Origin of the sequence: Paeniglutamicibacter antarcticus, from assembly GCF_039544305.1 — a bacterium.
Taxonomy (GTDB): Bacteria; Actinomycetota; Actinomycetes; order Actinomycetales; family Micrococcaceae; genus Paeniglutamicibacter; species Paeniglutamicibacter antarcticus_C.
This window is the reverse complement of record NZ_BAABLK010000006.1, coordinates 63,043-78,907: the sequence shown is the minus strand read 5'-3', so window position 1 is coordinate 78,907 and position 15,865 is coordinate 63,043. Positions and strand designations below refer to the sequence as shown.

Sequence of the window (15,865 nt, the reverse complement as noted above, 5' to 3'; positions counted from 1 at the left end):
CCGAATATTTCACGGACAGGAGCCACGGACCTCATGCCACTAAGTGAGAACCACGCAACATCCACCGAAGCCGGCCCCCTGCAGGACGCCGGCGAACTGCCGTTTCCCGACGTTGACCTCATGCATGTTTGGCACCTCGTTGAACCGGATGAACGCCAACGGTTGAGTGGGATTCGTGCGTTCCTGCAGGAACGGGTGCGCCCCGAATCCATCGACTACTGGAACCGCGAGGAATTCCCGCGCCATCTCTTGCCCGAAATGGCCGCATATGGGCTCGGGGCACTCCAGCTGGACGGCAGCAGCGAGTTGTTCAAGGGGCTCGTCTACGTCGAAGCAGCTCGGGCGGACGCCTCGCTCTCAGCGTTGGTCGGGATCCATAACGAACTCATTATTGGCATGATCCTCGAATTGGGTTCGGTTGAGCAACAAGAAAAATGGTTGCCCGGGTTGACCCAATTCACCGCACTGGGTGCCTTCGCCCTGACAGAGCCGGACCACGGCTCCGATATTGCCGGGGGGCTTTCCACCACCGCCACCAGGGAAGGCGACGAGTGGGTCATCAACGGGGCCAAGCGTTGGATCGGTGCGGCCACCGTGGCCGACTTCTCCCTGGTGTGGGCCCGTGACACCGATGACGATGCAATCAAGGCCTTCATCGTCGAGTCCACCCGGCCCGGGTTCAACGCCACCAAGATTTCCAACAAGGTTGGGTTGCGCATCATGCAAAACGCTGACATCAGCTTGGATGATGTTCGTGTTCCGGAGGCCAACAGGCTTCCCGGTGCCAATAACTTTGCTGCGGCCAACGAATTGCTCAAGCACTCCCGGGCATGGGTCGGCTGGCAGGCTGCAGGAGTGCAGCTGGGGATCTTTGACGTTGCCCGGGACTACGCTCTTGCGCGCCGTCAATTCGGCCGGCCCATCGCCGCCTTCCAGCTGGTGCAGTTGCCGCTGGCAGAGATCCTGGGCAATGCCATGGCGAGTCTTTCGCTCATGTCGGACCTCGCCAGGATCCAGGAAAGCGGGGACCTGGAGATGGTGCAGGCAGCCATGGCGAAATCGACGACCACCCGGCTCGCGCGTGAATCCGCAGCCAAGGGCAGGGCTCTGCTCGGAGGCAACGGGGTGAGCAGTGACTATGAGATGGCCAAGCTTTTCGGGGACGCTGAAATCCTCTATACCTATGAGGGCACCTATGAGATCAATTCACTGATCGTCGGCCGGGCCGTCACGGGCGTCTCTGCGTTCGTGGGCTAACGCTCACGAACGCAGTGGCGGAGCCCGGGGTGATTTCGGTTCGCCCGGCGTCGCGGATCACCGGTCCATCGGCGGTGCGTGCATTCTTCCTGAACGCCGTGGAATCGATGCGTTCTATTGAAAGGGGGCAACCGGCTGCACGCCAGGCGTCAAGTTCCTCCGGTTTGCCCTCGAGGACCCAGGCAAACAGTGCGTGGGCGGCCTGCGCCGCTACCTTCCCGGTGCTCATGCCCAGGGAGTCATCGAGCACAATGCGAACCGAGGTTGGTTCCATCGGCTCTCCCGGCGGCAGCACAGTGCCTGATACTTGAAGCTTGGCCAGACGCTTGGGTAGCGAACCCGCTTCCATGGGGGCGAAACCGAGGGCCCTTGCCGTCCCGATTTCGGCCAGTTCGTGGTCGGGGAATTCCAGTGTGACCTTGGCGAACATCTTAGAGTCGGCACGGCGGACGCTTTTTGCAAATGCCCCTTGCGCCCAAATCCGCCAATACGGGTGGCGCGGGTTTGCCAGCAGTGCCTTGACCGATGCCAAGGCCGCGACAGCAATTCCCTCGTCCTCGGGGCAGGGTTCTTCGCGGTCAACAAGCAAGATGATCGGCTGGACCAGTTCACCGGTTGGTTCCGGGAAGTCCCCACCGGGGAGCACTGGCGAGGATGGGTCGTTCGGGGCGTTTTCCACGGGATCCAGCCTATGCGGCATTGCGGCGATCTACTTCCGCCACCACGAGTCAAGAGGGCTGGCCGGGGTGGTGCGTTTGTGGCGCGAACGCAGGAACTTCCCTTCCAGGTTCATTGCCGCTTCCTCCGGGATCTCCCTGCCTTCAAGATAGTCGTCGATGTGCTCGTAGGTGATGCCGAGCTCGTCCTCATCGGTGCGCAAGGGCTGACCATCAAGCAGGTCGGCGGTAGGGACCTTTTCCCACAACAGCCTTGAGGAGCCCAAATGGCGCAGCAACTCGCGGTTTTGCCGTTTATTCAGACCGTAGAGGGGAAGGACGTCTGCAGCTCCATCACCGTACTTGGTGAAGAACCCCGTGACCGATTCGGCACCGTGGTCGGTGCCGATGACCAAGAGGTTCCCTTCCCCGGCCAGGGTGTACTGGGCGATCATGCGCATGCGTGCCTTGATGTTGCCCTTGTTGAAGTCGGAGATCGGGGAATCGACTGCCTCGCGGAACGCGGACTCGAATCCGTCGACGGATGCCGAGATGTTGATGGTCCGCTTCACGTCGGCTGCCACGAACTCCATGGCGGACTGGGCATCGGACTCATCTAGCTGGGTACCGTAGGGCAGCCGGACCGCCACGAAGGTGGCGGCGGTTCCTGCTGCGCGCAATTCCTCAACGGCCAACTGGGCCAGGCGTCCGGCCAGCGTGGAATCCAGCCCGCCGGAAATGCCAAGCACGAACCCCTTGGTTCCTGTGGTCGCGAGGTATTCCTTGAGGAAATCGATGCGGGAGCGGACCTCTGCAGCGGGATCGATCTGGGGTTTGACGCCCATCTCATGGATGATGATGGCCTGTAGTTCACGCATGCCCCAAGCCTATCTTGTCGTTGTGAGGAGGCGAGGTGAACGACCCCAGGTCTAGAGGTCGGCGGGTGGCTTGTCCGGATCCCAGCCCAGGTTGGTGGCCATCTTCTTTAGCGATCCAAGGGTCGTTGAATATTCCTGGGTGGTGATTCCTGCGCTGGATTCCTCGCGCATTTCATCAACGATCTCGGTCAGCCGCTCAAGGGAGACCGAGCCGCGTTCGGTGAGCATGAAGGTATGCCCGTCCTCGGCAACCCAATGGGAATCTACGAGCTCGGAGAGATGTTCGGAGGGGCTTGTCGGTTCGTCCTCGGCCGGGGCCTCCCCGAAAAAGGGGGCCAGTGCCGCCGTGAGCTGGCCGCCGGTTGCGGGCCCGCGGGAGAGGACATTGAGCAATTGCCACTGCCGGCGCGTGACGCCGTGCTCTTCGAGGGAGTTGGCGAACTGCTCGGAGATGAGCGAGTCAACCAATTTAAGCCAGTAACCCAGAGGGCGAGAATCGGTCATGCCCTCAGCCTAACCCGGGGACCACCTGCCTGTCTGTAGCAAGTTCGGGGCAACAACCGGGCAGGCCGAAGGATGCCGTGGATGCATGCCGGACCAAGACATGCTGCCGCTGCGATCGCTGCAAGGACGATCTCCAAACTAGAATTGAAAACATGAACAACACTGCTGCTCGCACACGCCTGCTCGAACTCATCAAGGAACTTGCCGTGGTCCACGGCAAGGTCATTCTTTCCTCCGGCAAGGAAGCCGACTACTACATAGATCTTCGCCGCATCACCTTGCACCACGAAGCCGCACCCCTGGTCGGCTCCGTCATGCTTCAGATGCTCGATGAGGCAGGCATCGAATTCACCAATGCAGGGGGCCTGACCATGGGGGCCGACCCGGTCGGTACCGCTTTGATGCACGCAGCGGGACATGCGGGGCGACCAATCGACGCATTCGTGGTGCGCAAGGCGCAAAAATCGTACGGGATGGGCCGCCAGGTCGAGGGGCCATCCGTCGAGGGACGCAACGTGGTCGTCCTGGAGGACACCTCGACCACCGGTGGCTCGGCGTTGGCCGCCGTTGAGGGTGTCCGCAAAGCCGGCGGGAACGTGGTTGCAGTGGCCGTCATCGTTGACCGTGATACCGGTTCCAAGGAGCGCATCGAGGCAGAGGCGCAGGTTCCGTACCTCTACGCCTTCGGCAAGGACGAGCTGGGTCTCTAAGGTCCCGCGAGCAACACGGGAATGGGCACGGTGCCTCGGGGAGCCACCCGAGGCGAAAAATGCGGCGCTCCATGCTTGAACCCACGGCCAGGGTTCCGTTGGGAAGTGGGCTGCGGAGCTAATTGAGCTTCGCACTCACCGAGGTGGACACACCGGCCGGGCCGCGGGGGCAACGGCGCGTATTCACCGCATTCGTTCTGCTATTCTTGCCCTATCCACGGACCTCCCGGCGAACTTCGAAGCCGGTTGCAGATAACGGGTGGTGATTTGTATAACCGTTGCTGAGAACTGGAGCCCTGATGCATTTAACCCCGCGTGAGCACGAAAAACTCATGGTGGTTGTCGCCGCCGATCTGGCACGCCGCCGCCAATCCCGCGGCCTGCTGCTCAACCACCCGGAATCCATTGCCGTCATCACCTATGAACTCATCGAAGGTGCCCGCGACGGGCGCACGGTGGCGGACCTGATGAGCTACGGAACCACCATCCTGACCCGTGAACAGGTCATGGAAGGCGTGGCAGAGATGATTTCCGATGTGCAGGTCGAAGCGACCTTCCCCGACGGAACCAAGCTCGTCACCGTCCACAACCCGATTCGCTAGGCCAGGGAGAAAAGAACATGAAACCGGGAGAATACATCCTGCGTGATGAACCCGTGCTCTGCAACGCTGAGCTCGAAACCCGCATCCTGAACCTGGTCAACCACGGGGACCGCCCCATCCAGGTCGGATCGCACTACCATTTCGCCGAGGTCAACCCACAGCTGGATCTTGACCGGGTAGCCGCCCGCGGCTTCCGCCTGGATATCCCCGCGGGAACCGCCGTGCGCTTCGAGCCAGGGGACGCACGAACAGTGCACCTGGTTGAATTCGCCGGTCGCCGACATGTCTATGGATTCCAGAACCGGGTCAACGGGCCACTGGGCGTAACCATCCCCGTGGTGGAAACCCAGGCCATCGGTGGCTCGGCCGGCATCAATCCGCTGACCGAGGCCGAACTCCTCTCCGACTACGACATCGATTTGCCCAACCTCGGTGGTGAATCCGTTGGCTTCCACACCGACTTCGGCGTGGACCCCGTGGATGATTCACTGCCCTCGCACCCGGAGAAAGTCCGGCGCGCCACCCAGGAAAACGAGCAAACCGAGAAAGAACAGGCCTCGACGAAAGAGTCCACGGAGGATGGCCAAGCATGAGCTTTGAGATGAGCCGCAGGCACTATGCGGAAATGTACGGACCGACCACCGGGGACGCCATCCGCCTGGCCGACACGGAGCTGTTCGCGGAAATCGAGCACGACTACACCAACTACGGCGACGAAGTGGTCTTCGGCGGCGGCAAGGTCATCCGCGACGGAATGGGCCAGAACGGCCAGCTCACCCGCGACCAGGACATCCCCGACACCGTCATCACCAACGTGGTGGTGCTCGACTACACCGGGATCTACAAGGCGGACGTTGCCCTGCGCGACGGTCATATCTTCAAGATCGGGAAGGCCGGAAACCCCGACATCACCGACGGGGTGAACATCACCATAGGCACCGCGACGGACATCATCGCCGGGGAACACAAGATCCTCACCGCTGGCGCCATCGACACCCACGTGCACTTCGTGAGTCCCGACCAGGTTCCCGTGGCGCTGGGATCGGGAATCACCACCATGATAGGAGGAGGCGCCGGTCCTTCGGACGCCTCGAAGGCAACGACGGTGACCCCCGGCCCCTGGCACATCTCCCGGATGCTTCAGGCCGTGGAGAATCTTCCAATGAACATCGGCTTTCTGGGCAAGGGGCATGCCAGCGCGCGTGGCCCGCTGGCTGAACAGGTCCGTGCCGGGGCCATCGGCCTGAAGATCCATGAGGATTGGGGATCCACCCTCTCCTCGATCGACATGTCGCTGAAGATCGCCGACGAGTTCGACGTACAGATCGCCATCCACGCCGACACGTTGAACGAATGCGGCTTCGTGGAGGACACCATCGCGGCAATCGCCGGACGGGTGATCCACACCTTCCACACCGAGGGCGCAGGGGGAGGGCATGCCCCGGACATCATTAAGATGGCCGGCCAGCCCAACGTGCTGCCCGCATCCACCAACCCCACCCTGCCTTACACGATCAATACCGTCGATGAGCACCTGGACATGCTCATGGTGGCCCACCACCTCAACGCGGATATCCCCGAAGACGTCGCCTTCGCCGACTCGCGCATCCGCGCCGAGACCATCGCCGCCGAGGACGTCCTGCATGACCTGGGGGTCTTCTCCATCACCTCATCCGACTCGCAGGCCATGGGCCGCATCGGCGAGGTGGTCACCCGCACCTGGCAGGTCGCCGATGCCATGAAGCGCCAGCGCGGCAAGCTTCCCGGGGACCTTGAGGTGGGGGACAACTTCCGGCTCAAGCGCTACGTGGCGAAGTACACGATCAACCCGGCCATCGCCCACGGAATCGCCGAGACCATCGGCAGCATCGAGGAAGGCAAGTTCGCCGACCTGGTGCTATGGGACCCGGCATTCTTCGGAGTCAAGCCGGACATGGTGATCAAGGGAGGGCTGATCGTGCAGTCGCTGATGGGTGATGCCAACGGATCGATTCCCACCCCGCAGCCGCGGACGCTGCGCCCCAACTTCGGGGCCCTGGGAACGGCCGTCCACGCCTCTTCCATTACATTTTTGTCCCAAGCGGCCATCGAGGAGGGCGTTCCTGAACGCCTTCGGCTTCGTAAGGTCATCCGGCCGGTGCACGGGATCCGCAAACTTACGAAGGCCGACCTGAAGTACAACGGGGAAACCCCGGACATCCAGGTCGATCCGGAAACCTACCAGGTGCGCGTCGACGGTGTCTTGGCCACCTGCGAGCCATCGACCGTGCTGCCCATGGCCCAGCGTTACTTCCTCTTTTAGGCCACAGCCGCCAATCCACAAGGAGTTTCATGATTATCGATCAGCTCTTGGGCAACAAACGCGATGTCCCCGATGCCGAGCTGGCGCACCTTCACGAAGAGAAGGTCGTGCTGCCTTCCTCCGCCCTGGTCAAGCGCATACAACGCGTCAAGACCGACCATGGCAAGGAACTGGGGATCCGGTTGGCTCCCGGGCCGGACCTCGAAGACGGGGATATCCTGCTGCGCAACGAGAAGGAAATCATCACGATCTCGGTGCTGGCCACCGACGTGTTGGTCATTGCACCGGGAAGCGTCTTCGAAATGGGACAGGTGGCCCACGCGCTGGGCAACAGGCACCTACAGGCCCAGTTCTTCGACACCGATTCGGACTATGCCGCGGCGGTGATGGTGGTGCAGTACGACCACACCGTCGAGGACTTCCTCAAGCACCAGGGCACCGACTACCGGCGTCAGGAACGCGTGATGCCGGTGCCGTTCCGCCATGCAGAACACACCCACTAGCTCCCCGGCGGGCCATCTGCTCACGCTGCTGCAGCTTAGCGACTCGGCGCTGCCCACCGGCGCGTTCAGCCACTCGCTGGGTTTGGAGAGCTACCTGTCCACCGGCATGGTGCACGACGAAGCAAGCTTCAGCACGTGGCTGGGCAAGTTCCTCTCCCAGTCGCTGGCCTACACCGACGGGCTGGCGGTGCGATTGGCACACGAAACGACGAGCGGTGACGAGCTCGCACGCATCGATGCGCTGGTCCATGGCGCTGCCGTGCCGCGGCAGATCCGCGAGGCCGGGGTAAAGATGGGCGCGCGCATGCTGCATGTGGCAACCAGCGTCTTCCCGACGCCCGAAGTGGAGGAGTACCGCCGGCAGGTGGCTGCGGGGCATTGCGCCGGGCACCCGGGCATTGCCTTCGCACTGGGGGCTCGCGGTGCAGGTGCCCCGTGCGCCGACACCGTGGCAGCCTACCTGTTTTCCACGGTGACCTCGATGACGCAGAACGCGATCCGCGGGATCCCCATCGGACAGGACGCCGGACAGCGGGTGCAGCGTAAAATGCATGCCCAGGTACTGGACACCGTGGAAATGATCTTCACGCTAAAAGAAGAAGACCTCGGGGTCGCGGCACCGGGGCTGGAAATTGCGCAAATGCGCCACGAGCACCTGCGTGCCCGGATGTTCATGTCCTAGCCGGAGAACCGGCGAACGGATTTCAGGAAACCTACGATTCGAAGGAGTACAAAGATGGAACCGATTTGCATTGGCATTGGTGGGCCCGTGGGAGCGGGCAAGACCCAGCTCATCGAGCGGGTCACCCGGCGGCTCAACGACGAGATCTCGATGGCGGCGATCACCAACGACATCTACACCATCGAGGACGCCAAGATATTGGCGGCCAACGGGGTGCTGCCGCTGGACAGGATCGTGGGCATCGAAACCGGTGGCTGCCCGCACACGGCCATCCGCGAAGACACCTCGATGAACTCGGCCGCCATCGAGGAGCTCAAGGCCAAGCACCCTGACCTGCAGGTCATCTTCGTTGAATCCGGGGGAGACAACCTCTCGGCAACGTTCTCCCCGGAACTTGTTGACTTCTCCATCTATATCATCGACGTGGCCCAGGGCGAGAAGATCCCGCGTAAGGCGGGCCAAGGCATGATCAAGTCGGATCTGTTCATCATCAACAAGACCGACCTGGCACCCTACGTGGGTGCCGACCTTACGGTGATGGAACGCGACTCCAGGGAATTTCGTGGCGATCGCCCCTTCTGCTTCACCAACCTCAAGACCGACGATGGCCTGGATGCAGTTATTGACTGGCTCAAGCACGAGGTCTTGATGCTGGACCTCGGCTAGGAACCGCCATGCCACCAACGATCCCGACGGGCGTGATCAGGGAACTGGGCCCCTCGCCCTTTGCCGGGAGAAAACTAGTCGGGGAACTGCGCCTTCAGGTCGGAACCCGCGCAGGGAAAGCGATCGCCACCAGGCAATACCACCAGGGTGCGCTGCGGATCCTGCGCCCTCATTACCTCGATGACACCGCCCAGGTTTGCTACACCATCGTGAACCCCGGCGGAGGATACCTCGGTGGGGACAACTATGGCATCGAAATCTCCGTGGACGAGGAAACCAGCCTCCTGCTGACCACCCAGTCGGCAACGAAAGTGTACAAAACTCCGGATACCCACGCCCGGCAGGACATGCTGGTACGCCTGGGTGCCGGTGCGGTGCTCGAGTACATTCCCGACCAGCTCATTGCCTACCGCGGCGCCGACTATCGGCAGTTCACCGAGGTGGCAATGGAGCAGGACTCCAGCCTGCTGATCTGTGAGGTGCTGACCCCCGGTTGGAGTCCGGACGGGAAACGTTTCCGCTATGACCAGGTGCGCCTGCGCACCGAGGTCTCGGTGAACGGGCGGCTGGCGGTGTTGGATAACTTGCTGGTTAAACCGGGCAAGGACTCGCTGGATTCGTTGCTGTTCCTGCAGGACTACACACATGTGGGGATGCTGCTGGGCATCGATGCGAATATCGGCAGCGATGATGTTGAACGCATCCGTGAGTTGGCCTACCGGATCGGTGATGCCCAGCGCAGCGAAGTGCACCTGGGTATCAGCCAAGTGCCGGGACCCGGCGTCGCGGTGCGCGCACTGTCACACTCCACCGAGGCCATCAATGCCGTCCTGGTGGCAGTCATTGACGACCTTCGCCACCACTTGCGAGGTCAAAAACCGTTGAATCTGCGCAAATACTAGGCCCAATCCCCACTTTGCCGCCGGAGATATTCCTACGCCGAGGTAGTTCGCCGGATTGCGTTCCACAGGAAACGCAGCACCGTGGAGACCAGCAAGAGGTGCCGCGCACGCACCACTGGCTACGACGCCTGCCGAATCGGAGGAACGGGAGCCAGCCCCCAAGCTTGTCGGCTTAATCGTCCGCTTCCTGGGGTCATCGGACCTGGAAGCAACCCAATGGGAAGAGCATAGCCCGGATGCCGCGCAGACCCCGACGATGACGCTCGATCCGGTTCTGGTCGTCGGACCGGGACCAACGCGCCCAGTCCCGCAGTGCATCATTGCTGTGGGTGCGGGCGCAGCGAAAGAGACGAAAATCCATCCTTTTCTTGGCAGGTATTCTCTTGAACGTCCTGGGACTCGCCCTTGTGGGTTGGCTGGAATTACCGCTCTGCTTCGACATGGAGGGTATCGCAATAGCTGTAATCCTGCTGGGTCCTTAGGCCGGTGTTGCCGTGGGGCTTTCCACGATTGGGGTAGGCCTGGCAATCACCGGCTCGTGGTGGATTGCCTTTGCGCTGGTGGACATCGCGGGGCCATGATGTGGGATTAAGATGCGCGACGATTCCACATGCGCCGAACGCTCCCAAGATACTTGTTGCGCATCATCTTCGTAGCCCCGAGCTGTTGGTTGGTTGCATCGATCTTGTTGGTCGTGGTGCTCCGCGGTGGAACTGGCCATACCCCGGAGAGCACCATCGGGAATCTCTCGGAAATAGGACACCCCCATGGCCTTTGCTGTGGCTGTATTTAACCTGGGTTCATTCGCCGACCGATAGGCTGCTGACCGGTTTCTTCGTTCTCGGGACGTTGGAAGTTATCAGGTCTTGGATTGAGGTTCCGTTTTATGACACGTTGAGCACCGAGACGATGCGCCACTGGAAAATGGCTGGCGACCCCCGTCCGTATCCTGGGGCCAAAATCCCGCCAGGGGCCCGCTCTCGCTGCGGAGCGGGCAACAGGTTTCCAAGCCAAGGGACAGCGTGGGGCATGGGCCTGCCGCGCGCCCCTGATCCCGCTTCTTTCCGGAACGCTCCCTGGTGAGGCTCGCTCTCACGACGCCCGGGACCGGCCCGTTTGATCTTTAGGGGCGCCATTGATCTGCGCGAGCTCCACCATCGTGTGGGCAACACTGGCCAGGGCGGTGTAATCGTGCGAGGCAACCAGCACGGCAGCCCCTGCCGCGGCATGGCCCGCCAATACCCCGAGGATGGAAGCAGTGGTTCCCGGGTCGAGTTGGGCCGTGGGCTCGTCGCAAAGAAGTACCGCTGGCTCCAAGGCCAAGGCGCGTGCCAGCATGGCCCGCTGGAGCTGCCCGTCCGAGACCTGATGCGGGTAGCGACGCAAAAGGGCCGGTTCCAAGTGGACCAGTTCTGCTAGCTCGGCCAATCGTTGCGCGTAGCGCTGAGGGCGGGGGCGAACGGCACGATCGCGGAAGGCCAGTGGCGCGCTGATCAAGGAGTCGAGCCGCAAGCGGGGATCGGCTGAGGTGCGCGGTGACTGCAGTACCACTCCCACGGATTGACGTGCCGCCACCGGGACCGAGGACCCTGGAAAAAAGGCCTGTCCGGAAATGAGAACCGAGCCCGAATCTGCCGGCTTCATCAATGCCGCGATACGCAGCAACGTCGATTTCCCGGCGCCGGAAGGGGCGCCGAGCCCCGTGATTTCCCCCGCACGCACCACCAGATGGACTCCGTCAAGCAGCTTCCCTGGGCCCGGACCGGTACCCGGATGGCTGAAGTCGATGTCGCGAAGCTCCAGGCTCATCTCAGCGCACCCAAGAGTGAACACGTGGCGGGATGCCGGGGCTTGCCCAGGACGCTGTCGGTCGGACCGGACTCAACGACTACTCCGTCCTTGACCACGGCCACGAAGTCGGCGATGCGGCGGGCCAAAGCGACATCGTGGGTCACCATGACAACCGTGCGCCCGGCACCGGCCTGGGAGTGCAGGAGCCTCTCAATGTGCTCCACCGTCTGGGCATCCAAGGAGCTGGTTGGCTCGTCCACCAAGAGGATACGAGCGCCGACGGCGACACCCAGGGCGAGGGCCACCCGTTGGGCCTGCCCGCCGGAAAGCTCGTGGGGGTATCGGTTGGCCAACGAGCTGTCGATGTCTGCAACTCCGAGGGCCTCGATGATATCGACGGGGGCGAAGGGTCGGCTGGCGGCCTTGAGCATTTGCCGCATTTGCGATGCAACGGTCCTTACGGGGTTCAGGGCGGTGCCGGCCGAGCCAGGAACCAGCACCGTTTCGGTGCCCCGCGCGTCGGCCAGCCCCGAGGTATCAAGCATCTGCGCGTTGATCGCGATCGTGCCCGTGAAGCGGGCACCGGCAGGAAGGAGCCCGGTCAGCGTGCGCAGCAGCAGGGACTTGCCGGCACCCGAATCACCGAGAATGACGTTGATGCACCCGGCCTCGGCGCGATAATCAAGGCCCTTGAGCACCCTCGAGCCCACGCCGGGATTCGCGCTGGAGGACAGCCACAGTTCCACGTCCTGCGCGAGAATCGCGGGGCTGCCGGGGCGCTGCCCATGGGTCTCAGGACGGGCCGTCCGGGCCACTGCCGATGCCGCAGACCGCGGACCGCGAGTGAACGCCCGTGCCAGAGCGGGACGCAGTCGGCTGGTTCCCGCGGTGTCCACCATCGAAGTGGTGGAGAAGCTGACCAGGATCAGGATCCCGGCGGGGAACACCAGAAGCCACCAGGCTCCGGCCAGCAGACCTCCCCGGGCGTCTTCGAGCAGCAAACCCAGTGACGCTGATTCGGGCGGTAGCCCCACGCCCAGGAAGGACAGCGCACTTTCATGCCAGATCGCGTGAGGCAGTTGCAATACCAAGGCGATGGCCGCCTGTGGTGCAACTGCCGGAAGCAGGTGGGTGAACCAGATGGCGGCGGTTCCGGCGCCCGAGGCCCGAGCCAGCGCCACGTAGTCCGTGGTGCGTTCACTCAGCAGCCTCGAACGCACGATCCGTGCCACCTGGGTCCAGTGCGTCAAGGCAATCGAAAGTACGATCGCCCACCATTGCCCACGCCACAACGCCACAACGACCACCGACAACAAAAGGTGCGGCAACGCGTTTGTCGCGTCGACAACACGCATGGACACGCGGTCCACGATGCCGCCGCACCACGCCGCCAGCAGTCCCGCCCCGACTCCCAAGACGGTGGAGAAAACCGAAGCCACCAATGCCAAAAGCAGGGACATGCGCAGGCCCTGGGCGGAGCGGACCCACACATCACGCCCCAATTGGTCGGTGCCAAAGAAGTGTTCGGCCGAGGGCGGCTGCAACACCGCTTCAAGATCCACCGCGCGCGGATCAAGCGGTTGCAGCAACGGGACCAACAAGGCGAACAAGGCAGCAGTCCCGAGCAGGAGCAGCGCAAGCGCGCGTCGCCTAGACATCGCTTACCCGTGGATCGAGGAGAAGATAGCAGGCATCGGCCACTGCAGAGCCGGCAAAGACCGCAGCGCAGGTCAGTGCCGTGACGGCGGCCAGCAGCGGGAAGTCGCCTGCGCTCGCCGCGGATACGGTCGCCGAGGCCAGCCCCGGCCAAGAGAACACCGCTTCGATGAGCAGGGCACCGGTGACGAGTTCACCGATCCGGGCACCAACCACCGTCACGAACGGCAGCAACGCCACCGGCAGCACGTGGGTGCGCAGCACCGTGGATTCACCCAGCCCGCGTCCGCGCGCCGCGAGCACTGCGTCGCTGTCCAACGCCTCGAGCAGCGAGGCCCGCAGGTTCAGCACCAGCCACGGCAGCAGGGTCACGGCGAGCACTCCCACTGGCAACACCAAGTGCAGGGCGAGGCCGCCGGGCGTGGGATCGGCTCCTGAAGCGCTCGCGCCGCCGGCCGGCAGGCCCATGTGGATCGCGAAGATGGCGATGGCCACCAATCCCATCACGAAGGGAGGGATGGCCTGGGCGATATGGACAAGACCCAAGGCTAGGCCGTCAACGAGCGAACCAGGACGACGTGCGGCACCCACGGCTAAAAGCACTGACAAGGCGATGGCGGTCAGCAACCCCAGACCCACCAGCAGTGCAGTGTAGGGCAACCGCTCGGAGAGGACCTGGGCTACCGGCTGGCCAAACACCCGCGATGTTCCCCAGTCCCCGTGCAATGCCGCTGCCGCCCAGCGTCCCCAGATCGCATACCAGACATCGTTGAGGCCTAGCTGTTGGGCCAGTTCCTCGCGTTGGGCGGGAGTCGCTTGTTCGTATTGCGAGCCCATGTAGAGGGCCAACGGGTTGAAGGGTGCCAGGGAAGCGAGCCAAAAGACCGCGGCGGTGATACCCACGGTGACGGGGAAGCCTACGAAGGCTCGGCAGCCCAGCAGGGCAATGACCTCACCGGCACGCGAACGCGGGGCCGCAAGACCCGTCACCCGGTGGTGCATGCTCATTGCTTGGGTGCCCATTGGCCGATCTTTACCCACGGACCCCATGCGGTTCCGTGGTCGTGGGGTTCGAGCAGGGTCCCGGTGCCTTGCCACGACCCGGAGACGGAGGAACGCTGGATATAGGTGTGGTCGACGAAGGCGAGTAAGACCATTGACGGTTCGCTGACGTACAGACGCTGGACCTCGCGGTAGGCGGCATCACGCTTGGACGGGTCTAGGGTGGTGCGACCGGCCTCCAGTGCGCGGTCCATCGCCGGATCGGAGAACTTGCTCGGGTTGTCGTAGTAGGCGCCGGTGGCCGGGTAGGAAGAGTGCAGCATCTTGTACAGCTGGGTGTCCACGTCATAGGGGGTGTCGCCTCCGCCGAGCATGATCGCGTCGGTGCCCACTCTCGGCTCGGCCTGGTCGAAGGTCGCTGCCTCGACCGAGACGTCGATGCCCAGCTGCTTCATCTGGGCGGAAAATGCCAGTGACAGGTCCCGGCGTAGTTGATCGCCGGGGCTATACATGAGCGTGAATGCGGCGGGAGTGCCGTCCTTCGAACGCATGGAATCGTCCCCCGTGTCCCAGCCCGCATCATCAAGCAGGGAAGCCGCGCGCGGCGGGTCATGGGCAAATACCGCCGAGGACTCGAATGCGTCACCGTATTCGGGGGATACGAAGGTGTTGGCGGGGCGTCCGGATCCGGCCAGCACACCGTCAATGAGCGACACGCGGTCCACCGCAAGGTTCATTGCCAGGCGGACCTTCGGGTCCTTTGTCAGGGGATTCCCGGCAGGAAGCGAGAGCCCGCGCCAGTCTGCGGAGGTGGCGTTCACGAGGTCGAATTCGGGGTTGGATGCGAACGTCTGGGCCAGGCGAGGGGGCAGTACGGTGCCGTGGAAATCCCCGGCCATCATGCGTTGGGCCCGGGCGTTGTCATCGGGCGCGGCTTCGTAGGTCACGCGCTTGAGCGCGGCCTCTCCGTCACGGAAATCCGGGTTGGCCACTAAGACCAGCCGTGCCGGGGAGATCGCATCCACGGTGTAGGGTCCGGTGCCCACCGGCGCGCGGTTCAACGCGGAGTCCTCGACGCGCTGGCCGGGCTCGATGCTTTCGGAGGGGGCGATGCCGATGAGCAGGGCGGTCTTGAAGGAAACCTGTGATTCGTGCAGCGTAAATTTGACGGTATGGGAGTCCAGCGCCTTGACGTCCTTGAGGTTGCTCAACGTTCCAATGATCGGCGAAGCGCTCGCCGGGTCCATGACGGTCTTGTAGCTGGCCACGACGTCGGCTGCGTCAAAGTCTGTTCCATCGCTGAATCGTGCATCCTGGCGCAACGGGACGGTCCAGCTTCGCGCATCACTCGACACGGTTGGTTCGCCGTAGGCCAGCAGCGGCACGATATCCGGCAGTTGGTCGGCGGTGCCCTGGAGGGTGTACAGCGATTCGTTGACCTTGCCGGTGCCGTTGTTGTCGAACCCCGCCAGTGGGTTCAACGTTTCGGGCAGGGCCGCGGTGAGCAAGGCCAATGAGTCGCTGGGGACTGGGGCGCCCTGCCCGGGAGGTGCAGAGGCACATCCGGTGCTGGCCAATAGTATGGAGCCAAGGAAGACTAGTGACAGCGGGCGTTGAAGTATGGTCACCTTCAGGACATGTCCTTTCACCCAGGTCAACGGGCAGGAGGGAGACGGGAATGCTTCCACAGTACATCTGTCTGTCTGGACAGATGATCTGTTGGCGAAATATGTCCGATATATTAACACGCTGGA

The 15,865-nt window shown here is 63.0% G+C and carries 15 protein-coding genes and 1 pseudogene; 9 read left to right on the top strand and 7 right to left on the bottom strand.

Annotated elements, in window-relative coordinates:
- Positions 1 to 120: 120 nt before the first annotated feature.
- Positions 121 to 1,257, top strand: coding sequence for an acyl-CoA dehydrogenase family protein (locus ABEA12_RS01855; protein ID WP_345466162.1), 1,137 nt, complete (start codon positions 121 to 123; stop codon positions 1,255 to 1,257).
- Here the strand turns inward: ABEA12_RS01855 and ABEA12_RS01850 are convergent.
- Genes ABEA12_RS01850 through ABEA12_RS01840 form a run of 3 tightly spaced genes read right to left on the bottom strand, consistent with a single transcriptional unit; the run spans position 1,229 to position 3,295 of the window.
- On the bottom strand, positions 1,229 to 1,936 hold the full coding sequence (locus tag ABEA12_RS01850; protein WP_210102164.1) for a peptidyl-tRNA hydrolase: 708 nt from the start codon (positions 1,934 to 1,936) through the stop codon (positions 1,229 to 1,231). The two genes, ABEA12_RS01855 and ABEA12_RS01850, sit on opposite strands and share 29 nt — an antisense overlap.
- Positions 1,937 to 1,966: 30 nt before the next feature.
- Entirely contained in the window at positions 1,967 to 2,791 is an 825-nt protein-coding gene (nadE, locus tag ABEA12_RS01845; protein ID WP_210102163.1) for an ammonia-dependent NAD(+) synthetase, read from the bottom strand.
- A gap of 51 nt (positions 2,792 to 2,842) precedes the next feature.
- On the bottom strand, positions 2,843 to 3,295 hold the full coding sequence (locus ABEA12_RS01840; RefSeq protein WP_210102162.1) for a MarR family winged helix-turn-helix transcriptional regulator: 453 nt from the start codon (positions 3,293 to 3,295) through the stop codon (positions 2,843 to 2,845).
- 152 nt (positions 3,296 to 3,447) lie between these two features.
- On the opposite strand from ABEA12_RS01840, the gene pyrE reads away from it, so the two are divergent.
- From pyrE to ABEA12_RS01800, 8 genes and pseudogenes are all read left to right on the top strand, one after another.
- Positions 3,448 to 4,005, top strand: coding sequence for an orotate phosphoribosyltransferase (gene pyrE, locus ABEA12_RS01835; protein ID WP_210102161.1), 558 nt, complete (start codon positions 3,448 to 3,450; stop codon positions 4,003 to 4,005).
- A gap of 299 nt (positions 4,006 to 4,304) precedes the next feature.
- Positions 4,305 to 4,607 (top strand): urease subunit gamma, encoded by a 303-nt coding sequence (locus tag ABEA12_RS01830; RefSeq protein WP_210102160.1) that lies wholly within the window; start codon positions 4,305 to 4,307, stop codon positions 4,605 to 4,607.
- A gap of 17 nt (positions 4,608 to 4,624) precedes the next feature.
- A pseudogene (locus ABEA12_RS01825) lies at positions 4,625 to 4,927 on the top strand (urease subunit beta); the annotation flags it as partial.
- 269 nt (positions 4,928 to 5,196) lie between these two features.
- Positions 5,197 to 6,909: an urease subunit alpha gene (gene ureC, locus ABEA12_RS01820; protein WP_210102158.1), complete on the top strand. Its 1,713-nt coding sequence runs from the start codon at positions 5,197 to 5,199 to the stop codon at positions 6,907 to 6,909.
- Between the two features lie 29 nt (positions 6,910 to 6,938).
- Positions 6,939 to 7,412, top strand: coding sequence for an urease accessory protein UreE (gene ureE / locus ABEA12_RS01815; RefSeq protein ID WP_210102157.1), 474 nt, complete (start codon positions 6,939 to 6,941; stop codon positions 7,410 to 7,412).
- Complete coding sequence (locus ABEA12_RS01810) at positions 7,393 to 8,094, top strand: urease accessory protein UreF (protein ID WP_210102156.1); 702 nt, start codon at positions 7,393 to 7,395, stop codon at positions 8,092 to 8,094. Before ureE ends, ABEA12_RS01810 begins: the two co-directional genes overlap by 20 nt.
- Positions 8,095 to 8,148: 54 nt before the next feature.
- The gene (gene ureG / locus ABEA12_RS01805) at positions 8,149 to 8,760 is read left to right on the top strand and encodes an urease accessory protein UreG (protein WP_210102155.1); all 612 of its coding nucleotides are present in this window, start codon (positions 8,149 to 8,151) and stop codon (positions 8,758 to 8,760) included.
- An 8-nt stretch (positions 8,761 to 8,768) separates the two neighbouring features.
- Positions 8,769 to 9,662 carry an urease accessory protein UreD gene (locus tag ABEA12_RS01800; protein WP_210102154.1) on the top strand — a complete coding sequence of 298 codons (894 nt, stop codon included), beginning with the start codon at positions 8,769 to 8,771 and terminating at the stop codon, positions 9,660 to 9,662.
- 1,092 nt (positions 9,663 to 10,754) lie between these two features.
- On the opposite strand, the gene ABEA12_RS01795 is transcribed toward ABEA12_RS01800, so the two are convergent.
- Genes ABEA12_RS01795 through ABEA12_RS01780 form a run of 4 tightly spaced genes read right to left on the bottom strand, consistent with a single transcriptional unit; the run spans position 10,755 to position 15,739 of the window.
- Positions 10,755 to 11,471, bottom strand: a complete 717-nt coding sequence (locus ABEA12_RS01795; RefSeq protein WP_210102153.1) for an ABC transporter ATP-binding protein — start codon at positions 11,469 to 11,471, stop codon at positions 10,755 to 10,757.
- The gene (locus tag ABEA12_RS01790) at positions 11,468 to 13,111 is read right to left on the bottom strand and encodes an ABC transporter permease subunit (RefSeq protein WP_210102152.1); all 1,644 of its coding nucleotides are present in this window, start codon (positions 13,109 to 13,111) and stop codon (positions 11,468 to 11,470) included. Before ABEA12_RS01790 ends, ABEA12_RS01795 begins: the two co-directional genes overlap by 4 nt.
- On the bottom strand, positions 13,104 to 14,132 hold the full coding sequence (locus tag ABEA12_RS01785; protein ID WP_345466077.1) for an ABC transporter permease: 1,029 nt from the start codon (positions 14,130 to 14,132) through the stop codon (positions 13,104 to 13,106). The genes ABEA12_RS01790 and ABEA12_RS01785 overlap by 8 nt, the downstream gene beginning before the upstream one ends.
- The gene (locus ABEA12_RS01780) at positions 14,114 to 15,739 is read right to left on the bottom strand and encodes an ABC transporter substrate-binding protein (protein ID WP_345466074.1); all 1,626 of its coding nucleotides are present in this window, start codon (positions 15,737 to 15,739) and stop codon (positions 14,114 to 14,116) included. Before ABEA12_RS01780 ends, ABEA12_RS01785 begins: the two co-directional genes overlap by 19 nt.
- Positions 15,740 to 15,865 lie beyond the last annotated feature (126 nt).

Bases quoted from the DNA above. Each gene is read 5' to 3' on its own strand.
- ABEA12_RS01855 (WP_345466162.1), top strand. From the start codon at position 121: ATGCATGTTTGGCACCTCGTTGAACCGGATGAACGCCAACGGTTGAGT.
- nadE (WP_210102163.1), bottom strand. From the start codon at position 2,791: ATGCGTGAACTACAGGCCATCATCATCCATGAGATGGGCGTCAAACCC.
- ABEA12_RS01840 (WP_210102162.1), bottom strand. From the start codon at position 3,295: ATGACCGATTCTCGCCCTCTGGGTTACTGGCTTAAATTGGTTGACTCG.
- pyrE (WP_210102161.1), top strand. From the start codon at position 3,448: ATGAACAACACTGCTGCTCGCACACGCCTGCTCGAACTCATCAAGGAA.
- ABEA12_RS01830 (WP_210102160.1), top strand. From the start codon at position 4,305: ATGCATTTAACCCCGCGTGAGCACGAAAAACTCATGGTGGTTGTCGCC.
- ureC (WP_210102158.1), top strand. From the start codon at position 5,197: ATGAGCTTTGAGATGAGCCGCAGGCACTATGCGGAAATGTACGGACCG.
- ureE (WP_210102157.1), top strand. From the start codon at position 6,939: ATGATTATCGATCAGCTCTTGGGCAACAAACGCGATGTCCCCGATGCC.
- ABEA12_RS01810 (WP_210102156.1), top strand. From the start codon at position 7,393: ATGCAGAACACACCCACTAGCTCCCCGGCGGGCCATCTGCTCACGCTG.
- ureG (WP_210102155.1), top strand. From the start codon at position 8,149: ATGGAACCGATTTGCATTGGCATTGGTGGGCCCGTGGGAGCGGGCAAG.
- ABEA12_RS01800 (WP_210102154.1), top strand. From the start codon at position 8,769: ATGCCACCAACGATCCCGACGGGCGTGATCAGGGAACTGGGCCCCTCG.
- ABEA12_RS01795 (WP_210102153.1), bottom strand. From the start codon at position 11,471: ATGAGCCTGGAGCTTCGCGACATCGACTTCAGCCATCCGGGTACCGGT.
- ABEA12_RS01790 (WP_210102152.1), bottom strand. From the start codon at position 13,111: ATGTCTAGGCGACGCGCGCTTGCGCTGCTCCTGCTCGGGACTGCTGCC.
- ABEA12_RS01785 (WP_345466077.1), bottom strand. From the start codon at position 14,132: ATGGGCACCCAAGCAATGAGCATGCACCACCGGGTGACGGGTCTTGCG.